The organism is Nostoc sp., from assembly GCF_036917775.1.
Lineage (GTDB): Bacteria > Cyanobacteriota > Cyanobacteriia > Cyanobacteriales > Nostocaceae > Nostoc.
Genome location: NZ_JBALEQ010000156.1, coordinates 1 through 15319 on the forward strand (window position 1 = coordinate 1; position 15319 = coordinate 15319).

Sequence of the window (15319 nt, forward strand, 5' to 3'; positions counted from 1 at the left end):
TCCTCCTCAAAACTATATCTATCAACCTTTTCGCCTTTCTTTAAGTATTTTTATGTTTTGTTGAGAAAGATCCGGGTAATGGATAGCTTAAAAAAAGGGGGGAACCAGAATAAAAGTCCTCCTTTTTAAGGTGGATTTAGGGGGATCTAAAACTATTTGATACCGATAAAAGGACTTTTCAAACATCCTTTAAGGCTCTCATGTATAACTTGGGATAATAGATAAATTAGCGTAACGTTCGCGCAGCGTCTCGTAGAGAGGAACCAGCATCTTCATTCTGAACGGAGGCGGAGCGTCTCCGGCTCCGCTCCTGAATTCAGAATAGGTAAATTCTTCTTCAACCTTTGACACAAAGAACTTGCTTTAGCGTTGCTACAACTTCAACCAAATCTGCTTGATTTTCCATCACTTGTTCTATTGGTTTATAAGCACCTGGAATTTCATCTAGTACACCCTCATCTTTGCGGCATTCTACACCATTTGTTTGCTCGATCAAATCATCAAGTGTGTAGACATTTTTTGCCTTATTTCTAGACATCAAACGCCCTGCACCGTGGGAACAAGAACAGAAACTATGAGCATTACCTTTACCCTTAACAATGAAAGACTTTGCTCCCATTGAACCAGGAATAATTCCATAATCTTCAGTCTGTGCCCGAACTGCACCCTTACGAGTTACATATACATTCTCGTCAAAATGCACTTCTTTTTCGGCGTAATTGTGATGACAATTAACTTGCAATAAAGGTTTAGTTGCTTTCCCACCTACCAGATGTTTTTCAACTATGTGCTTAAAACGCGCCATCATCACATCCCGGTTGACGCGCGCATAGTTTTGTGACCATTGCAAATCATGCCAATATGCCTGGAATTCTGGCGTACCAGCGACAAAGTGAGCCAAATCAGGGTCAGGTAATTTATTACCTGCCATTTTTGCTAATTCTCTGGCTGTGTGAATATGGCACTGGGCGAGTTTATTGCCGATGTTACGCGAACCAGAATGCAGCATCAGCCAAACTTGATTCTCTGTATCGAGGCACACTTCAATAAAGTGATTTCCTCCACCGAGAGAACCCATCTGTTTCATTGCTTTACCTTGTAGGTCTTGCACACCGCGATGCAAGTCTTTAAAATCATCCCAATGTTGCCAGTTACTGACGGATTTTTCAACGTCTTTATTTTCGTTGAATCCAGTCGGAATTGCTGCTTCAATATCCAGGCGGATTTTCTTCAGTTTTCCTTCTAGTTGTTCGGCAGTAAATGATGTTTTGATCGCGCTCATACCGCAACCAATATCCACACCTACAGCAGCAGGGATAATTGCCTCTTTGGTTGCAATTACAGAACCAACTAAAGCACCTTTGCCTAAGTGGACATCTGGCATTAAGGCCACGTGCTTAAACACAAATGGTAATGATGCCACATTTTTTGCCATCTTAGTTTCTTCTGGGCCCAAAGAGTGATTTGCCCAAGATAAAACGGGTGCTGGTGTGGTAATTTCTAACTTTTCGTAGGGCATAATTTATTCTATTTTGGATTTTAATTTTTAGATTTGGGATTAGGTCTATGTACTGATAATTTATCTAGTAATTTTTAGGGTTTGTAGTAAGCACTAAATTCTATTACTACTAACTTGCTTACCCATCAATTTAAACTTGACACACTACTTAGTTGTAGCAATTTAAATGTTTATTGTCTTTCATTTAACTCGTTCGGTCTTCGTGAAGCTAAAGAACTACTTTTAGGGAGTAGCATATTTATACTACAAATGTAACTTACGTGATTACAAACGTCAAGTCCATACCAGAGAGAGAAAACAGATGTTTCCTAGATATATTAAAATTTGTAAAGAAAATTATTCTGTTTAAATAAGCTCTTAAAGTTCTGACACAATATGGCAGTGCGTCAAGATACGATCTGGGAACGTTTTTTATCTCCTGTAGTGCGTCTTTTGATTGATGAAGACGGGTTACGGCGTTACGCTGATAGTATTGACTGGGAGAAAGAATGCGATCGCTTCCGGCGAGATGATGTGATAATTCCCTCGTACTACAGCAGTCAAAACTTTCACGGGATTACAGGCGGCTATCTCACTTACAATGCAGCAGTTACTTACGATCCGATTACACAATATGTTCTACCGCCTAATGAAACTACTGTCCGTCAAGCTTTAGTTGATGCCGTCAAGGTAAAACCACGACGCATACTTGACTTAGGTTGTGGCACAGGTTCCACTACTTTAATGTTAAAACGGACTTTTCCCGAAGCGGAAGTTATTGGTTTGGATTTATCACCCTATATGCTGGTAAGGGCAGAAGATAAAGCTAGAAATGCTGGTTTAGAGATAGTCTGGCGACACGGAAATGCAGAAAAAACCAGTTTCAGAGATGCAACATTTGACTTAGTGACAGCTTCTTTGCTATTCCACGAAACTCCAAATGAGGTGTCCTTAGCAATTTTGCAGGAAAGCTTTCGGTTGTTAGTAACTGGAGGGCAAGTACTAATTCTAGATGGAAATCAAAAGACTCTGCGGCAGCTAGAATGGCTTAATGATGTTTTTGAGGAGCCATATATTCGTGAGTATGCTGCTGGTAGTACAGAGGCGAATATGGGTGCGGCCGGATTTGAAGCCGTGCGATCGCAGGATGTATGGTGGATAAATCAGGTAACTGGCGGCGTTAAACCGATCGCAACTGAAAATGTCCGTCGTTATACTCCCACATCAGTAGATAATAATGATTTGGAGGGACTTGGATCTCCCGCATTTGGCATAATCGCATGAGTTTAAAGGCAGTTCTCTTTGATTTCAATGGTGTCATCATTAACGATGAGCCAATCCACCTACAACTGATCGATGAGATTCTCATTGAAGAAAATCTCCAACCCCAAAAGGTGAGTGAGCGTCAAGCTTCTCTTGGACGCAGCGATCGCGCTTGTTTTGGGCAACTACTCGCTAATCGTGGTAGAGTCGCTAACGAAAACTACTTAACTCAGTTGTTGTACCGCAAAGCCCAAGCTTATACGGTGGAGTTAGAGAAAATAGAGAAACTGCCTTTATATCCAGGTGTAGAAGACTTAATATATCAGGTGCGATCGCGGAATTTGAAATTAGGATTAGTCAGTGGCGCTCTTCGCCAAGAAATAGAATTAGTACTCCATCGTGCCAAACTAGACCAACATTTTAAAATTATCGTTGCGGGCGATGACATAACCACCAGTAAACCAGAACCTGATGGTTATTTACTGGCAGTAAAATGCCTAAATAAAGAATATCCTGACTTAAACCTTCAACCACAGGAGTGTCTGGCAATTGAAGATACCCCCGCAGGTATTGCCGCAGCGAAGCGATCGCAGATGCAAGTTGTTGGTGTAGCGAACACTTACCCATTCCACATGCTTCAGCGCTGCTGTAACTGGACTGTAGATTATCTCAGTGATTTGGAACTCGAACGGGTGCAAAAAGTTTTTTCCCAAAAACAGCCTCAACCATCGGTAACTGAATGTTAGAATAATCTATGTTGATAATGTCTTAAGTTAATGAGTAATATTACTCTTTAATTAGCGCCGATTCAGGGGAATTAGCTCAGTTGGTAGAGTGCTGCGATCGCACCGCAGAGGCCATCGGTTCGAATCCGTTATTCTCCATTTGTCCATTAAATAATTATTGTCACTTTTAAAGAATTAATGTCCGTTTTTTCCAAGTTTAGGGGCATAAGTTACGTATTTTCGCGGCTTTCAGCAATCAAATCAGTTTTAAAGAATTATTGTCCAGAGTTGAAACCAGTTTTAAAGAATTATTGTCCAAAATCAGCCTGTAAAACTCGGACAAATATATATTTTCTAATTTAATAAATTACAGCAAGTCCAAGGCTCTTGAATTGCAAGACTAGCTTTAAATCGCTTTATTTGCAGTCTAATTACAAAAATATACTACCTCTTCTTTTCTTGTTTTCACTCAAGCAGAGGTATCACTACTATAAAATAGCTGCGTCCTACGTGCGATCGCAGCGCTCCTTTCAAACCACCCTAATACAAAATTATATAACCAAAGCGCCTACTTCGGGGATCAGAACTTTCAACCCACCACCTAACGAGAGGGCTTTGGAAACGTAGGGCATGACTATCATTGCCGATACGCCGCAATTCTTTCAACCCACCACCTAACGAGAGGGCTTTGGAAACCGCACCCGTGAAAACTCTTGCCAACAAGGGCTTCTGAAGGCAAAATTGACAAGCCTCCTTTAATTCCTATTTTCTACAGTCAATGAATAAAATTTTATTCATGACTAAAACAGTAATACCCAGTGCAGACAGGAGTTTTGAGCATTTGGCAGCACCCCAGGGATTTTGCCCCCGCTTTGAGCTGCCAAAAATAAAAATTAGGGGGTGGTAGTTCGGTAGCCACCGTGACGGTATACCCGTACCCTTACTTTGTTGTAAAGTAAGAGGTAATGATCCTCCTGGTAAAACCAAAATCTAAGATTTCAGTAATACAGGCCGCTCTGTCACCCAACACCAAGCTAAAAGAGTTTGATGTCAAGAGCTAAGGTTCTGGGCTGTTTGAAACCCTAACACCTTATACTTCCCATGCGTCTCGGTGCGAGTACTTTCTCATCTAACAGCAGCATTAGCTTACCCAAGCAATTACTGCTAACAAACATTTAGATGACCGCATAGGTAAAGTTGGCAGCTACCAGGGTCAGAAAGAATACGTTTTCCCAAACGCTAAACTAACCCATTCCAACAGTATTTACATAAAGGGGTTAATACTGTATTAGCATCATAAATAATTTTTATTTGTGTACTTAGAACTAATTACTTATTCGTCTTTGCCAGATAACGATCGCCACTTGACCTGATCGCCATAAAAAAATCTCGATCGTTTTCAATCTACCATAAAAACATTGCCACACATTGTTAAACATTATTGAGCCTTGTTCCAAGGTTACGGGAGTATGATGAACTGGCAACAAATCTTTGTAGTGTTGATGAGTCAGAGCGATCGCGTACAAACTTCCATATATTTCCCCAAAGATATCCACGAGGCTTTGGTGAGATGGGCTGAGGAAGAAGACCGTCCCATCAGTAATCTTGTTGTGCGGCTTGTGAGTAAGGCAGTTGAAGAGCGAGAAAAGCAACAGAATCCACGGGAACAATAATCAAGGTTATCCCACCGTTACCTACTCCTTGGCGCAAGCAAATGGATTTTTGTTCAGAACCTGTGCAAAAATAGAAAGCCGCGAACTTTTGCTTCAAAATAGTAATGCCAGAGGAAATTACAGAGGTTCTATGGAGGGTGTCTAAATATCTAAAAATTGATTTTAAAAGCGCCTATGCGGCTCTGCAAGTGACGCAAACAGCGATTTGGGAGAAGGCGATTAGAGATTGGCTGCAAAAAGAAGATTCGAGTGCTGAGGTAAAGTGATATCGCTTATGACTAACATCACCCACGATATTGTTGCCAAGCTTTGGAATCTCTGTAACATCCTCAAAGATGATGGCATGACGTATCACCAATACGTCATTGAACTGACGTACCTGTTGTTCCTGAAGATGGCAAAGGAAACCCGCACCGAAAATCTGCTTCCTGAAGCTTACCGCTGGGACGATCTGGAAAGCAAAGCTGCACTCGACCGCCTAGAGTTCTACAAAATTTTATTGATCCACCTTGGTAGTCACAATTCCACACTCGTTAAAGAAATTTTTGCCAACGCCAGTTCCTCTATCAAAAAGCCCAGCACGCTTTCTACACTAGTTACCGAGATCGACAAGCTTGACTGGTACAGTGCTAGGCAGGAAGGTCTGGGCGACGTGTATGAAGGGCTGCTCGAGAAGAACGCCAATGAAAAAAAATCCGGTGCTGGTCAGTACTTTACACCCCGTCCGCTGATCGATAGTATGGTGCATATTATGCGCCCTACCTTGGAGGACATTATTCAAGACCCCGCAGCAGGAACAGGTGGTTTTTTAATCGCCGCCAATCGCTACATACGTGAAAACAGCGACCCGGATACCTGGACAGAAAAACAGCGACGCAAGTACCGTAGCAATACCTTCTACGGTATGGAGCATGTCCAGGATACGCACCGTCTGGCGTTAATGAACCTGATGCTACATGGGCTAGAATTTGACCTGCAAGGGGCGGGTATTCACTACGGCGATACGCTCTCCCCAGAGGGAGAAGCTTTGCCGAAAGCGACGCTAATCCTAACCAATCCACCCTTTGGCTCCAAGAAAGGGGGTGGCTTACCTAACCGCAAAGACTTTACTTTTCCTACCAGCAATAAGCAATTTTGCTTCTTGCAACACATCTACCGTGGTCTCAAACCTGGTGGTCGTGCTGCCGCCGTTTTCCCAGACAATGTGTTGTTTGACAGCAATCTGGGTAAGGATATCCGCATTGACTTGATGGAAAAGTGCAACCTACATACCATCCTGCGCCTACCGACTGGTATTTTCTACGCGCAGGGGATCAAGACTAATGTGCTGTTTTTCACTCGTGGCAAGAAGGAAAAAGGTAATACCCAAGAAGTTTGGGTATATGATCTGCGTGCTAATATATCCCAGTTTGGCAAGCGTACCCAACTCACTCGTGAACACTTTGCAGAGTTTGAAGTTGCCTTTGGCGATGACCCTTTTGGTAGTCCACCAAGTCTTGACAAGCGCGTAGATACTGGCGAACAAGGGCGTTTTAGAAAATTTACCCGTAACTGGATCGCCGATCACAGTGACAGCCTGGACATTTCCTGGCTTAGAAATGAAGGAGAAAACAGTACTGACGAACTGCCAGAACCAGCAGCGCTCGCACAAGAAGCAATGGTCGAACTGGAAGGGGCATTGGAAGAACTGCGGGGAATTCTGGAGGAGTTAGGTGAGGAGGTGGAAGTGTGAGTTATGATCTCCCATCTGGCTGGACTGAAACGCCTTTTGGAATGATCAATGAGTTTGAGGCTGAAACGATTAATCCAGCAAGCTTCCCAGAAGAAACTTTCGAGTTGTGGAGTGTGCCAAGCTTTTCGTCAGGAAAACCAGAAGTAGTAACAGGGTCAACTATCGGATCAACGAAGCAATTAGTAAAGCCTAACGATGTATTGATCTGCAAGATCAATCCTCGAATAAATCGTGTTTGGCAGGTTGGAAAGGATTCAGGGCTTAGGCAAATTGCTTCGTCTGAGTGGATTGTCCTCCGCTCATCCAAACTTGTCAGTGGCTACCTGCGGCATTTCTTTTCAAGCCCCTCGTTTCGCAAGCAGATTTGTGATGGAGTGACTGGGGTGGGTGGCTCTCTCACGAGAACTCAACCGAAGCGTGTCGCAACCTTTCTAGTTCCTGTCGCCCCGCTCAAAGAACAAAAACGCATCGCTGATAAGCTTGACACGCTCTTCGCACGGCTAGATGTCTGTAACAATCGGCTGGAGCAGATGCCGCTGATCCTCAAACACTTCCGGCAAGCCGTCCTTACTGCCGCAACATCAGGGCAACTTACAGAGGATTGGCGAGAGCAGCGTGGAACTCCAATGGAATGGGAAACAACAGTCCTTGGGAGTACTGGCTCCGTGACAGGTGGCTTGATCAAAAATACTAAGCGTTTAGCTTTCACGCTGCGTAAGCCTTACCTAAGAGTGGCTAACGTATATGCAAACAGACTTAAATTAGATGATGTTACACAAATCGGGCTAACAGAAGCAGAATTTCAAAAAACTCTTTTACTCAAAGGTGATCTTTTGATCGTTGAAGGTAATGGCAGTCTAGATCAAATTGGTCGCGCAGCGATCTGGAATGAAGACATCTCAGATTGTGTACACCAAAATCATCTTATTCGCTGGCGTTCAAACGGAAACGTGCTTCCTAAATTTGCTCTCTTCTGGCTTCTATCCCCAGAAGGTCGAGCTTCATTAGTTCAATTAGCAAGTACAACTACTGGCCTTTACAATCTGAGTATCTCAAAGATTGCTTCCATTCCAATAGAAGTGCCACCACTGGACGAACAACACGAAATTGTCCATTATGTTGAAAACCTGTTTGCCTACGCTGATCGCCTCGAAGTCGGCTATCAAGCCGCCCTTGGCCTGGTTAAGCGTCTGACACCTGCACTATTGGCTAAAGCCTTTCGTGGGGAACTGGTACCCCAAGACCCTAACGATAAATCGGCATCGTTGCTATTGGAGCAGATCCGTGCTGAACGAGCAGCACAACTTGCCAAACCCAAGACCCAGGCTCCCAGAAAACCAACCATGACCAAGATGACTAAAGAATCCGTTAGAGAAGCAATTCGGCAATTACCTAAGGACAAATTTTCATTCGATGAGCTGCGTGAAAACCTCACTGATGATTATGACTCACTAAAGGATATCCTGTTTGCACTCCTCAGTGAAGCCGATCCAATTCTTAGGCAGGTTTTTGATCAAGAGGAGCGGGCGATGCATTTTTTTCGGGCAAGCAAATGAAGCTTTTAAGGGTTCATATTATTTCTGCTAAAACCTGCGGTGGGCTACTTGATGGACTTGACTTACGTTTACGAAGTCCATTTATTAGCTATTCCGCCTTTGCTCCTCTATGTCTTATTGGGCCCAATGGCGCAGGCAAATCTCAGTTTTTGCAAATGCTAGCAGAGATTTTTCAGTCAGTGTTTCACAAGTGCATTAGCGAGGAAGAACGTGTCGAAGGAAATCCTGACTTGCAATTCGAGCTTGAATACTTGATTCAGCCAGAGGATGAGCAGCTACCTGTCCGCGTCCGCATTTTGCGAAAAGCCATTGGTAGAAAGCGTCCGACCCTTATTATTGAGCGGAGAGATGAAGAAGAATACGAATGGATAGACTGTGACCTAAACGATCCTAAGACTCGCACATTATTGCCTGAAAAGATTATTGGCTATACATCAGGTGATAATGAAACACTTAGCCTACCATTCTTAGTTAGCCGTAGTGGATATGCAGACGAAGTGGGTGGAGGAGCATTGAACGCAGCAATGCGCGATCGACCTCCCGATACTAGATTAATGCTGATCGATTATGGAACCCATCTTGAGGTTCTTGTGGCTAACCTTTTGTTGGGTGATGCTCCACAGTGGGTGGCTCTGTTACAGGACGCGCAACTAAAAGACCTACATTCATTTCGTTGCATAGTCCAACTTGCACACAGCGCGGCTCCGAAACTTGCAAGCAGAAAAGGCTCACAAAACAGTCGAAAAGGAGTGCAACTTACTAAAGAACTGGAACAATATCTTGACCATCTTAAACGCTGTGCCACTTGTTACACTTATGACGAAAAGACAGAAACGTACATCTTTGACTATTGGATTAATGACCAGACGAGGAAAGCGTTTCGATCCTTTTGGAACAACACACTCGATCTATACTCGTCATTCCACAAGCTTGCAATGTTAAACGACTTGGCACTTCCGAGGGAGACACGCAAGCGATTTCAGAAAGAGACTAAAGAAAGAAGGTTTGCTTCACGTCTTCCAGAGCCTCAAGATGAGGATAAAGTTTTCCGATTTGAACGGGTAATGTTTACTGCCCAAAGGACTGGCAAGGAGGTAGACTATGTATCGCTCTCCGATGGCGAGCATCAGCTTGGGCAGATTCTTGGAACGTTTTGTATGTTGTCATCTCCTAATGTACTTTTCCTGCTTGATGAGCCTGAGTCACATTTCAATCCGCTATGGCGGGTAAAGTTCATTTCCCGAATACTCGATTTGCCTACGAAAAATGGCGATCGTAGAGAATCTGCTAAAGCTACTGAACAAGAGTGTTTACTAACCACACACTCGCCTTTCGTCCCCTCAGATATGCACAGAGACAAAGTTTTTATTTTCAGCAAAGACGAAGAAGGGAAAATTCAAGTCCAAAATCCAAATATTGAAACATTTGGTAGTACATTCGACACGATTATTGAGGAATGTTTTAATGTTCGCCCACCTATGTCAAAAGTTCCTCATGATGAAATTAAAGAGCTTATGGAGAGTGACGATCGTGAAAAGATTAGAGCAGGAATTCAGCGTTTGGGTAACTCTGTAGAGAAAGCGTTTCTTGCCGATCATCTTAGACAGATAACAAAAAGGGATGAGGTCTAGAATGCTTTTTGGTTATCCCATTGCCGCAACAGCAGATAATTGGCTTCATGAATGCTTTTGCCATATTATGCAAGCAATTCATAGCACTGTAGCAAGCAGGAACATAATTACAGAATGGTCTAAAATCATTCCAGAGCCATATCGAAATAGGCTGAAAAGTCGTCTGCAAAGGTCTGGAGGACTGGGGGATAAGTTAAACGCTTACCAAATAGCCCTGGCAAAACTTACTGCTGAGGAGCAAAACCAAATTTTACAAGCCTTAAACGATCAGAATAAGATAGCTCTCCTTTTGTCATGCCAGTGTGACTGTCAAGCTATTACAGATTTACCAGTAGCTATTCATAAGCCAGTTAAAGCTCTGTTCAAATATGCATTTTACCTTCTCACAGATCCAGATCTAGAAATCCGCGACAAGCATTACGATATAATTTACAAGTCTATACCCAGTCGTGTGTGTCCTTTCTGTGGTTGTGAGGGTTTCGATGCATTAGGAAGCCGACGTGAGGCATTAGATCATTATTTGCTAAAAGACTCATATCCCTTCGCGGCTGCAAATCTGCGTAATCTCGTTCCAATGGGCTACAAGTGCAACTCCCAGTATAAACACACAAAAAACATACTCTATAAGGATAATCAAACACGTCGTAAATCCTTTGATCCTTATAACTACCAGGGAGTAGTTAAGATTTCCCTCAATAATAGCCAGCCTTTTGCTGGGGGAATTGGGAGAACTGGAGAACGACTGCCCAAATGGGAAATTGACTTCAGCTGCGCTTCCGAGGAGATTACTACTTGGGATGATATATTCCACGTCCGGGAGCGGTATATAAGAGATGTGCTAGATGCAGAGTTTAATAGTTGGCTTGATATTTTTGGCAGATGGTGTCAACGCAGGATTATCCCTAATTCTGACCAAGAATTAGTGGATGCAATTGAAGATTATGCAAGTGACCGTGAGTTGGAGGGATTTGGGGATCGGGGATTTCTGAAAGCCGCTGTATTCCGAATGCTTCACATACACTGTCAGAAAGGCAATCAACAACTCATTGTCTTTCTCATGGCAATTGTAAACCCAGAACAACCCTTATAAACTGAATCAACTTTTTGCTCTCAGCGTCCACTACTTAGTTAATGTATTTTCAATTACTAAAGCTCTTGATTATAAGAACTAAATTCTACAAATTTAACTTAGTAACTTTTCTGTCTCTTTTTCATACTTCTAAAAGGGGTATGACATTTGTTGCATTCTCCCTGTTCCCACAAAGCAGGGATAGCAAAACGCTCTTTGCAAAAGGGGCACTCTGAAAGCAAGCGTAGCTTATGACTATTGCACCCCATCGTTGATTGAAACTGCCACTCTAATCGATGATATGGATACTCTGCATAACACGCAGGACACAAGCGTATTGGCTCCATTTTCATTTTTTCACCCTTGGGCGGGAGCATTTGAGCAATTCGGTCTACATCTAAACCAATTAATTTAGCAATTGCTTCTAATTCCTTTTGACTGGGAAATGGATTAAACCGAAATTTCTCCCACCGTGCTAATACTGGGCCAATTCCTGCGGCTTTACTTAATGTCCCAGGAAACGAGACGCAAACTGCTTCGTGTCGCCTAAATCGTCCAAAATAGTGACTAATACTCTCCCCTTCCTTGGGTTCTACATACCAAGGCGGACGTTGAACCGCTTCTGGCTCCATAACTTACATTTAAATACCTAAACGGCTTGCCATAGACTAGGAAAATAAAACTGTTTAACAACTGCCATAGCAGTCCAGTCAGTTATCTTGGCAGCAAGCTGGTTTAAATCCTGGATGCTGAAAGTATTATCCGGTTAACCGAACAATTAGATTCGGTTAACCGAATAATACTATGAAAGAGTTCGATCAGAAATTTTAGGAATCTTTTCTCGCCCATCTCACCAAAGCCTCATGGATATCTTTGGAGAAAGATTATATCGAAGTTTGTCTGCGATCGCTTTGGCTCATCAACTTTAGAAATATTTACCGCCAGATCATCATATCGCTGCAACCCTCTTTAAAATCCCAAAAATGTTTAGCAATGTTTTTTAATGTGTAGCAATGTTTGTCTGATAAAGTAAGAATATTGAAAAACACTAATTTAATGCTTGCAGTAACTTGAAGAATGCTTATAGCTTTTGAGATATAGGAAAGCCTCTATGCGTGATATTCTCTGCCAAATACCGCCAGTAGCCTTACCAGAAGTAATTCCTAGCGAATTACCCCACCAGAAATTTCGTCTCGGTGAATGGGTGCGCTGGTTTCAAGTACCCAAGGGTGACTTTGGTCGCGTCATCGGAGTAATCTACACCCAACAAGCCAGTTGTATTGCCACTGGCTTACATTACTTGGTTCTTTTAGATGAGCGCAGTCCCTCTCGTGAAATTTGCATCTGCGACTTCGCTTTTGAGGAAGATATCGAACCCCTGGATAACTCATCCTTGGAAAGGCTTCAGGGCAATCATGTCTGAAGCTCAACAACATCAGCAGTTGCTAGAATTGCACAACCAAATGTTCATATCCCCCCAAGATTTTAGCTATCGTTGGGGATTGGGTTACGAAGAACTAGCAAAAATCTGTGCCATCTCTAAATCTACGGCTTATCACTGGTTGGGCGGACAAGCCAGCCGCCGAGAAGCTGGATTACCTTATCAGAGAATTATGGCTGTGGCTGATTTTCTTCTCGCCAATGCCGAAGTAATTAACCCTCTGTTGGAACAGCGGCATAACCCTCAACACCCAAATTAATTCTTCAGTTTTTGCAAATTGACAAAACTTTTCTTCATCACCTTGACTGGCATAAAAAATAGGTAGTAGGGTGCAATTTATCGTCACCTGCCTATCCACTGCTCCATGAATCGCTCCACCAATGATTCCTATTACTTGCCCTCCAGTATTGAATTGACCCAAAGCCATGTCCTGATTCATCGCATGGCAATCCCTCTCAAAAATGCACTCAGCTATTTACAACAATTTCCCCAGTCAGAATATGAGGATATTTGCCGGGATGCTTTTGAGTTAGGATTTCTTTGCTTGCAAACTGCTCAAACTCGTCATGGCAACGAGTTAATTAAGCAGCAGATGGAATCCTTGTTGGTGGAGTTTCAGCAGGCAGTCAAAGTCATTGCTGAGTCTTTTGGGCAGGAATTAGTTAATCAAGTCGGGACAGATAATGGTCAATTATTAGCTCCACTACAAGCTCAAATTAATTTGACTTCAGCCGTCCTTACTGAAAAACTCAATAACGTTGGCACTTTGCTTACACAAGAAATTGACCCCGCCAGAGAAACTTCTGTTGTTGGCCGCTTTCTAAATTCATTACGTCAACTATTAGATGCGAAACGTTCTGATTCTATTCAGGGGGCATTTAAAGCAGCATTAGTAAATGCCACTAAGGAAAACGGTACTCTGGCAGTGGCAGTAAAAAATGTGGTTTCCGAGTCTGTCAAACCGCTAGCTGAACAAGTGGAAAAACTGACTAGGGAAATTCGAGACCAACAGATAACACAACAAGTACTTGAGCAGACAACTGCAAAAGGCATAACTTATGAGGAGTTAGTTGTTGTAGAGTTGCAGAATTGGTCAAAGTTGAGTGGTGCGGAGGTAGAGCATATTGGTAATGATGGAGACACTGGCGATATTCTTGTCAAGTTTACGAGTAAATCGCTAGCTGCAATTGAAGTATCAATTGTGATCGAGCTAAGAAACAGGCCCTCAAAACCTTTTGGTCGCCAAGCAATCACTCAACATTTACAATCAGCAATGGTGCGGCGTTCTGCTAATTCGGCAATTTTTTTAAGTTATTCCCGTGAGGGTTTAGCACAAGAAATCGGCGACTGGGCAGAGGGAGTTTCTGAGTCAGGTTATTGGATTGCCACAACCCATTCGTTTTTAATTATTGCTATACGCTTTTTGGTGATCCAGCAAAGGTTAAATAAATTGCGTACCTTTCAATCAGAACTGGATGTGACTGCTGTAGAACAACAAATTCAGCAAATCCGCACAGCTTTGGGCAGAATTAGAACCATGAAAAAATCCCTGACAGAAGTTGGTAAGAGTGTGGCTGTAATTAAGGCTGAGGCAGATGCTATGAGTATAGATATTCAATCAGCCCTGAAATCAATTGAGCAAACGCTGAGTTTTGTAACTGGTGAAAATCTCGGCTAACAGATTAAGTTCCATAATCCTACAATATTTATTCGCCGAAAACTTGCCCAAAAGTTTTTTTTATAAGTAAGGTTGTAAAGTATTACTGTTAAAGTCCTAACAGCTTTAAATATAGAGCAAGCAAAAAATCAGGCTTTTCTATTAAATTTAATTTTTGGTTCTTTTCGTCTACCAAATTTTCTAGTCAGATTATCTTGGCTCAATTCAAAGGCTGGCTCATCTAGTTTTAATATTGCAATCTTGCGGAGTAAATCATATAAAGGTTCCATCAAACCTCCAGACTTTAGTCGCAAATAAGAAACTACGCTCTGAATTTGAGTAAGATTTAATCGACGATTTTCAGGAAGAAATTTCCTCTCCCAATCGTCCACAACTTCAATAATATCTTCTTCCGCTAAATTAGGATACTCGTATGACTCTAAAAATGAGTCATGAACACGCACGTATGGAAGACTTTTTCGTTCAAGAATATTATCGCCTAGATAGTAAGTCCCAACTAAGATAACGGGGATTCGCAGTTTTGTAAAAACATCAATTAGCTCATTAAAGGCTTCCAACGTTAAGTAGTCGGCATTTCCAATGATGAGTATTTTGACACCGTATCCTTTTAGGGTTCCCCATGCACGCGATCGCAAATCTCGCAGTGTTCCAACATGAGAAAGGGGATGACCTATTTCTTCCATAATGGAGCAATATAAATCTGTTGGGCCACCATGCTGGTCAATTTCGGCATAGATCACAGTCGCAGGAATTTCTAATAGAGTTCCTCGCCGTTTCACATATTGCGTCCTGTACAGTTGACAGGCTTTTAATAAACCAGAACCTGTAGCAGAGGTAACATAACCACAGAGCTTTGCATCACGCTGGTCATCAAGCCAGTCAAACAATTCCGTATCGCGGTCTAGGGGAAGGTAAGTGTTAGCTTTACCAATCCGCTCAACTTCAGCTTGTGCTTCAGGCGATCGCCGTAGTTCCTCAGCAGGTTGCAAACTTGCATCAAATGACTTCTGAAAGTCTAGATTGGCACTGGCTAAGTTTGTCTCTGACATGGCA

At 42.6% G+C, this 15319-nt stretch carries 13 protein-coding genes and 1 tRNA gene; 11 read left to right on the plus strand and 3 right to left on the minus strand.

Annotated elements, in window-relative coordinates; all coding sequences use genetic code 11:
- Nucleotides 1-337: 337 nt before the first annotated feature.
- A complete protein-coding gene (locus V7K69_RS31370) occupies nucleotides 338-1519 on the minus strand; it encodes an RtcB family protein (RefSeq protein ID WP_335041923.1) in 1182 nt (393 codons plus the stop codon).
- 375 nt (nucleotides 1520-1894) lie between these two features.
- Between V7K69_RS31370 and V7K69_RS31375 the strand changes: the two genes are divergently transcribed.
- From V7K69_RS31375 to V7K69_RS31410, 8 genes are all read left to right on the plus strand, one after another.
- Complete coding sequence (locus tag V7K69_RS31375; RefSeq protein WP_335041925.1) at nucleotides 1895-2782, plus strand: class I SAM-dependent methyltransferase; 888 nt, start codon at nucleotides 1895-1897, stop codon at nucleotides 2780-2782.
- On the plus strand, nucleotides 2779-3507 hold the full coding sequence (locus V7K69_RS31380; protein ID WP_335041927.1) for an HAD family hydrolase: 729 nt from the start codon (nucleotides 2779-2781) through the stop codon (nucleotides 3505-3507). Before V7K69_RS31375 ends, V7K69_RS31380 begins: the two co-directional genes overlap by 4 nt.
- 65 nt (nucleotides 3508-3572) lie before the next feature.
- A tRNA-Ala gene (locus V7K69_RS31385) sits at nucleotides 3573-3645 on the plus strand.
- 1310 nt (nucleotides 3646-4955) lie between these two features.
- A complete protein-coding gene (locus V7K69_RS31390; RefSeq protein ID WP_335041929.1) occupies nucleotides 4956-5159 on the plus strand; it encodes a ribbon-helix-helix domain-containing protein in 204 nt (67 codons plus the stop codon).
- Between the two features lie 274 nt (nucleotides 5160-5433).
- Nucleotides 5434-6891 (plus strand): class I SAM-dependent DNA methyltransferase, encoded by a 1458-nt coding sequence (locus V7K69_RS31395; protein WP_335041931.1) that lies wholly within the window; start codon nucleotides 5434-5436, stop codon nucleotides 6889-6891.
- Entirely contained in the window at nucleotides 6888-8447 is a 1560-nt protein-coding gene (locus V7K69_RS31400; protein WP_335041933.1) for a restriction endonuclease subunit S, read from the plus strand. Before V7K69_RS31395 ends, V7K69_RS31400 begins: the two co-directional genes overlap by 4 nt.
- On the plus strand, nucleotides 8444-10078 hold the full coding sequence (locus tag V7K69_RS31405) for a restriction system-associated AAA family ATPase (RefSeq protein WP_335041935.1): 1635 nt from the start codon (nucleotides 8444-8446) through the stop codon (nucleotides 10076-10078). Before V7K69_RS31400 ends, V7K69_RS31405 begins: the two co-directional genes overlap by 4 nt.
- On the plus strand, nucleotides 10068-11168 hold the full coding sequence (locus V7K69_RS31410; protein WP_335041937.1) for a hypothetical protein: 1101 nt from the start codon (nucleotides 10068-10070) through the stop codon (nucleotides 11166-11168). Before V7K69_RS31405 ends, V7K69_RS31410 begins: the two co-directional genes overlap by 11 nt.
- Nucleotides 11169-11266: 98 nt before the next feature.
- Here V7K69_RS31410 and V7K69_RS31415 read toward each other — a convergent pair whose 3' ends face one another.
- The gene (locus V7K69_RS31415; RefSeq protein WP_335041939.1) at nucleotides 11267-11779 is read right to left on the minus strand and encodes a TniQ family protein; all 513 of its coding nucleotides are present in this window, start codon (nucleotides 11777-11779) and stop codon (nucleotides 11267-11269) included.
- A gap of 479 nt (nucleotides 11780-12258) precedes the next feature.
- Between V7K69_RS31415 and V7K69_RS31420 the strand changes: the two genes are divergently transcribed.
- The 3 genes from V7K69_RS31420 (at nucleotide 12259) to V7K69_RS31430 (ending at nucleotide 14266) form a co-directional block, all read left to right on the plus strand.
- On the plus strand, nucleotides 12259-12570 hold the full coding sequence (locus V7K69_RS31420) for a hypothetical protein (RefSeq protein WP_335041941.1): 312 nt from the start codon (nucleotides 12259-12261) through the stop codon (nucleotides 12568-12570).
- Nucleotides 12563-12847, plus strand: coding sequence for a helix-turn-helix domain-containing protein (locus V7K69_RS31425; RefSeq protein ID WP_335041942.1), 285 nt, complete (start codon nucleotides 12563-12565; stop codon nucleotides 12845-12847). Before V7K69_RS31420 ends, V7K69_RS31425 begins: the two co-directional genes overlap by 8 nt.
- 105 nt (nucleotides 12848-12952) lie before the next feature.
- Nucleotides 12953-14266 (plus strand): hypothetical protein, encoded by a 1314-nt coding sequence (locus V7K69_RS31430; protein WP_335041945.1) that lies wholly within the window; start codon nucleotides 12953-12955, stop codon nucleotides 14264-14266.
- A 128-nt stretch (nucleotides 14267-14394) separates the two neighbouring features.
- Here V7K69_RS31430 and V7K69_RS31435 read toward each other — a convergent pair whose 3' ends face one another.
- Nucleotides 14395-15315, minus strand: a complete 921-nt coding sequence (locus V7K69_RS31435) for an ATP-binding protein (RefSeq protein WP_335041947.1) — start codon at nucleotides 15313-15315, stop codon at nucleotides 14395-14397.
- Nucleotides 15316-15319 lie beyond the last annotated feature (4 nt).

Coding starts and splice junctions, on each gene's coding strand:
- V7K69_RS31390 (WP_335041929.1), top strand. CDS start 4,956: ATGATGAACTGGCAACAAATCTTTGTAGTGTTGATGAGTCAGAGCGAT.
- V7K69_RS31380 (WP_335041927.1), top strand. CDS start 2,779: ATGAGTTTAAAGGCAGTTCTCTTTGATTTCAATGGTGTCATCATTAAC.
- V7K69_RS31370 (WP_335041923.1), bottom strand. CDS start 1,519: ATGCCCTACGAAAAGTTAGAAATTACCACACCAGCACCCGTTTTATCT.
- V7K69_RS31415 (WP_335041939.1), bottom strand. CDS start 11,779: ATGGAGCCAGAAGCGGTTCAACGTCCGCCTTGGTATGTAGAACCCAAG.
- V7K69_RS31410 (WP_335041937.1), top strand. CDS start 10,068: ATGAGGTCTAGAATGCTTTTTGGTTATCCCATTGCCGCAACAGCAGAT.
- V7K69_RS31425 (WP_335041942.1), top strand. CDS start 12,563: ATGTCTGAAGCTCAACAACATCAGCAGTTGCTAGAATTGCACAACCAA.
- V7K69_RS31435 (WP_335041947.1), bottom strand. CDS start 15,315: ATGTCAGAGACAAACTTAGCCAGTGCCAATCTAGACTTTCAGAAGTCA.
- V7K69_RS31420 (WP_335041941.1), top strand. CDS start 12,259: ATGCGTGATATTCTCTGCCAAATACCGCCAGTAGCCTTACCAGAAGTA.
- V7K69_RS31375 (WP_335041925.1), top strand. CDS start 1,895: ATGGCAGTGCGTCAAGATACGATCTGGGAACGTTTTTTATCTCCTGTA.
- V7K69_RS31395 (WP_335041931.1), top strand. CDS start 5,434: ATGACTAACATCACCCACGATATTGTTGCCAAGCTTTGGAATCTCTGT.
- V7K69_RS31405 (WP_335041935.1), top strand. CDS start 8,444: ATGAAGCTTTTAAGGGTTCATATTATTTCTGCTAAAACCTGCGGTGGG.
- V7K69_RS31430 (WP_335041945.1), top strand. CDS start 12,953: ATGAATCGCTCCACCAATGATTCCTATTACTTGCCCTCCAGTATTGAA.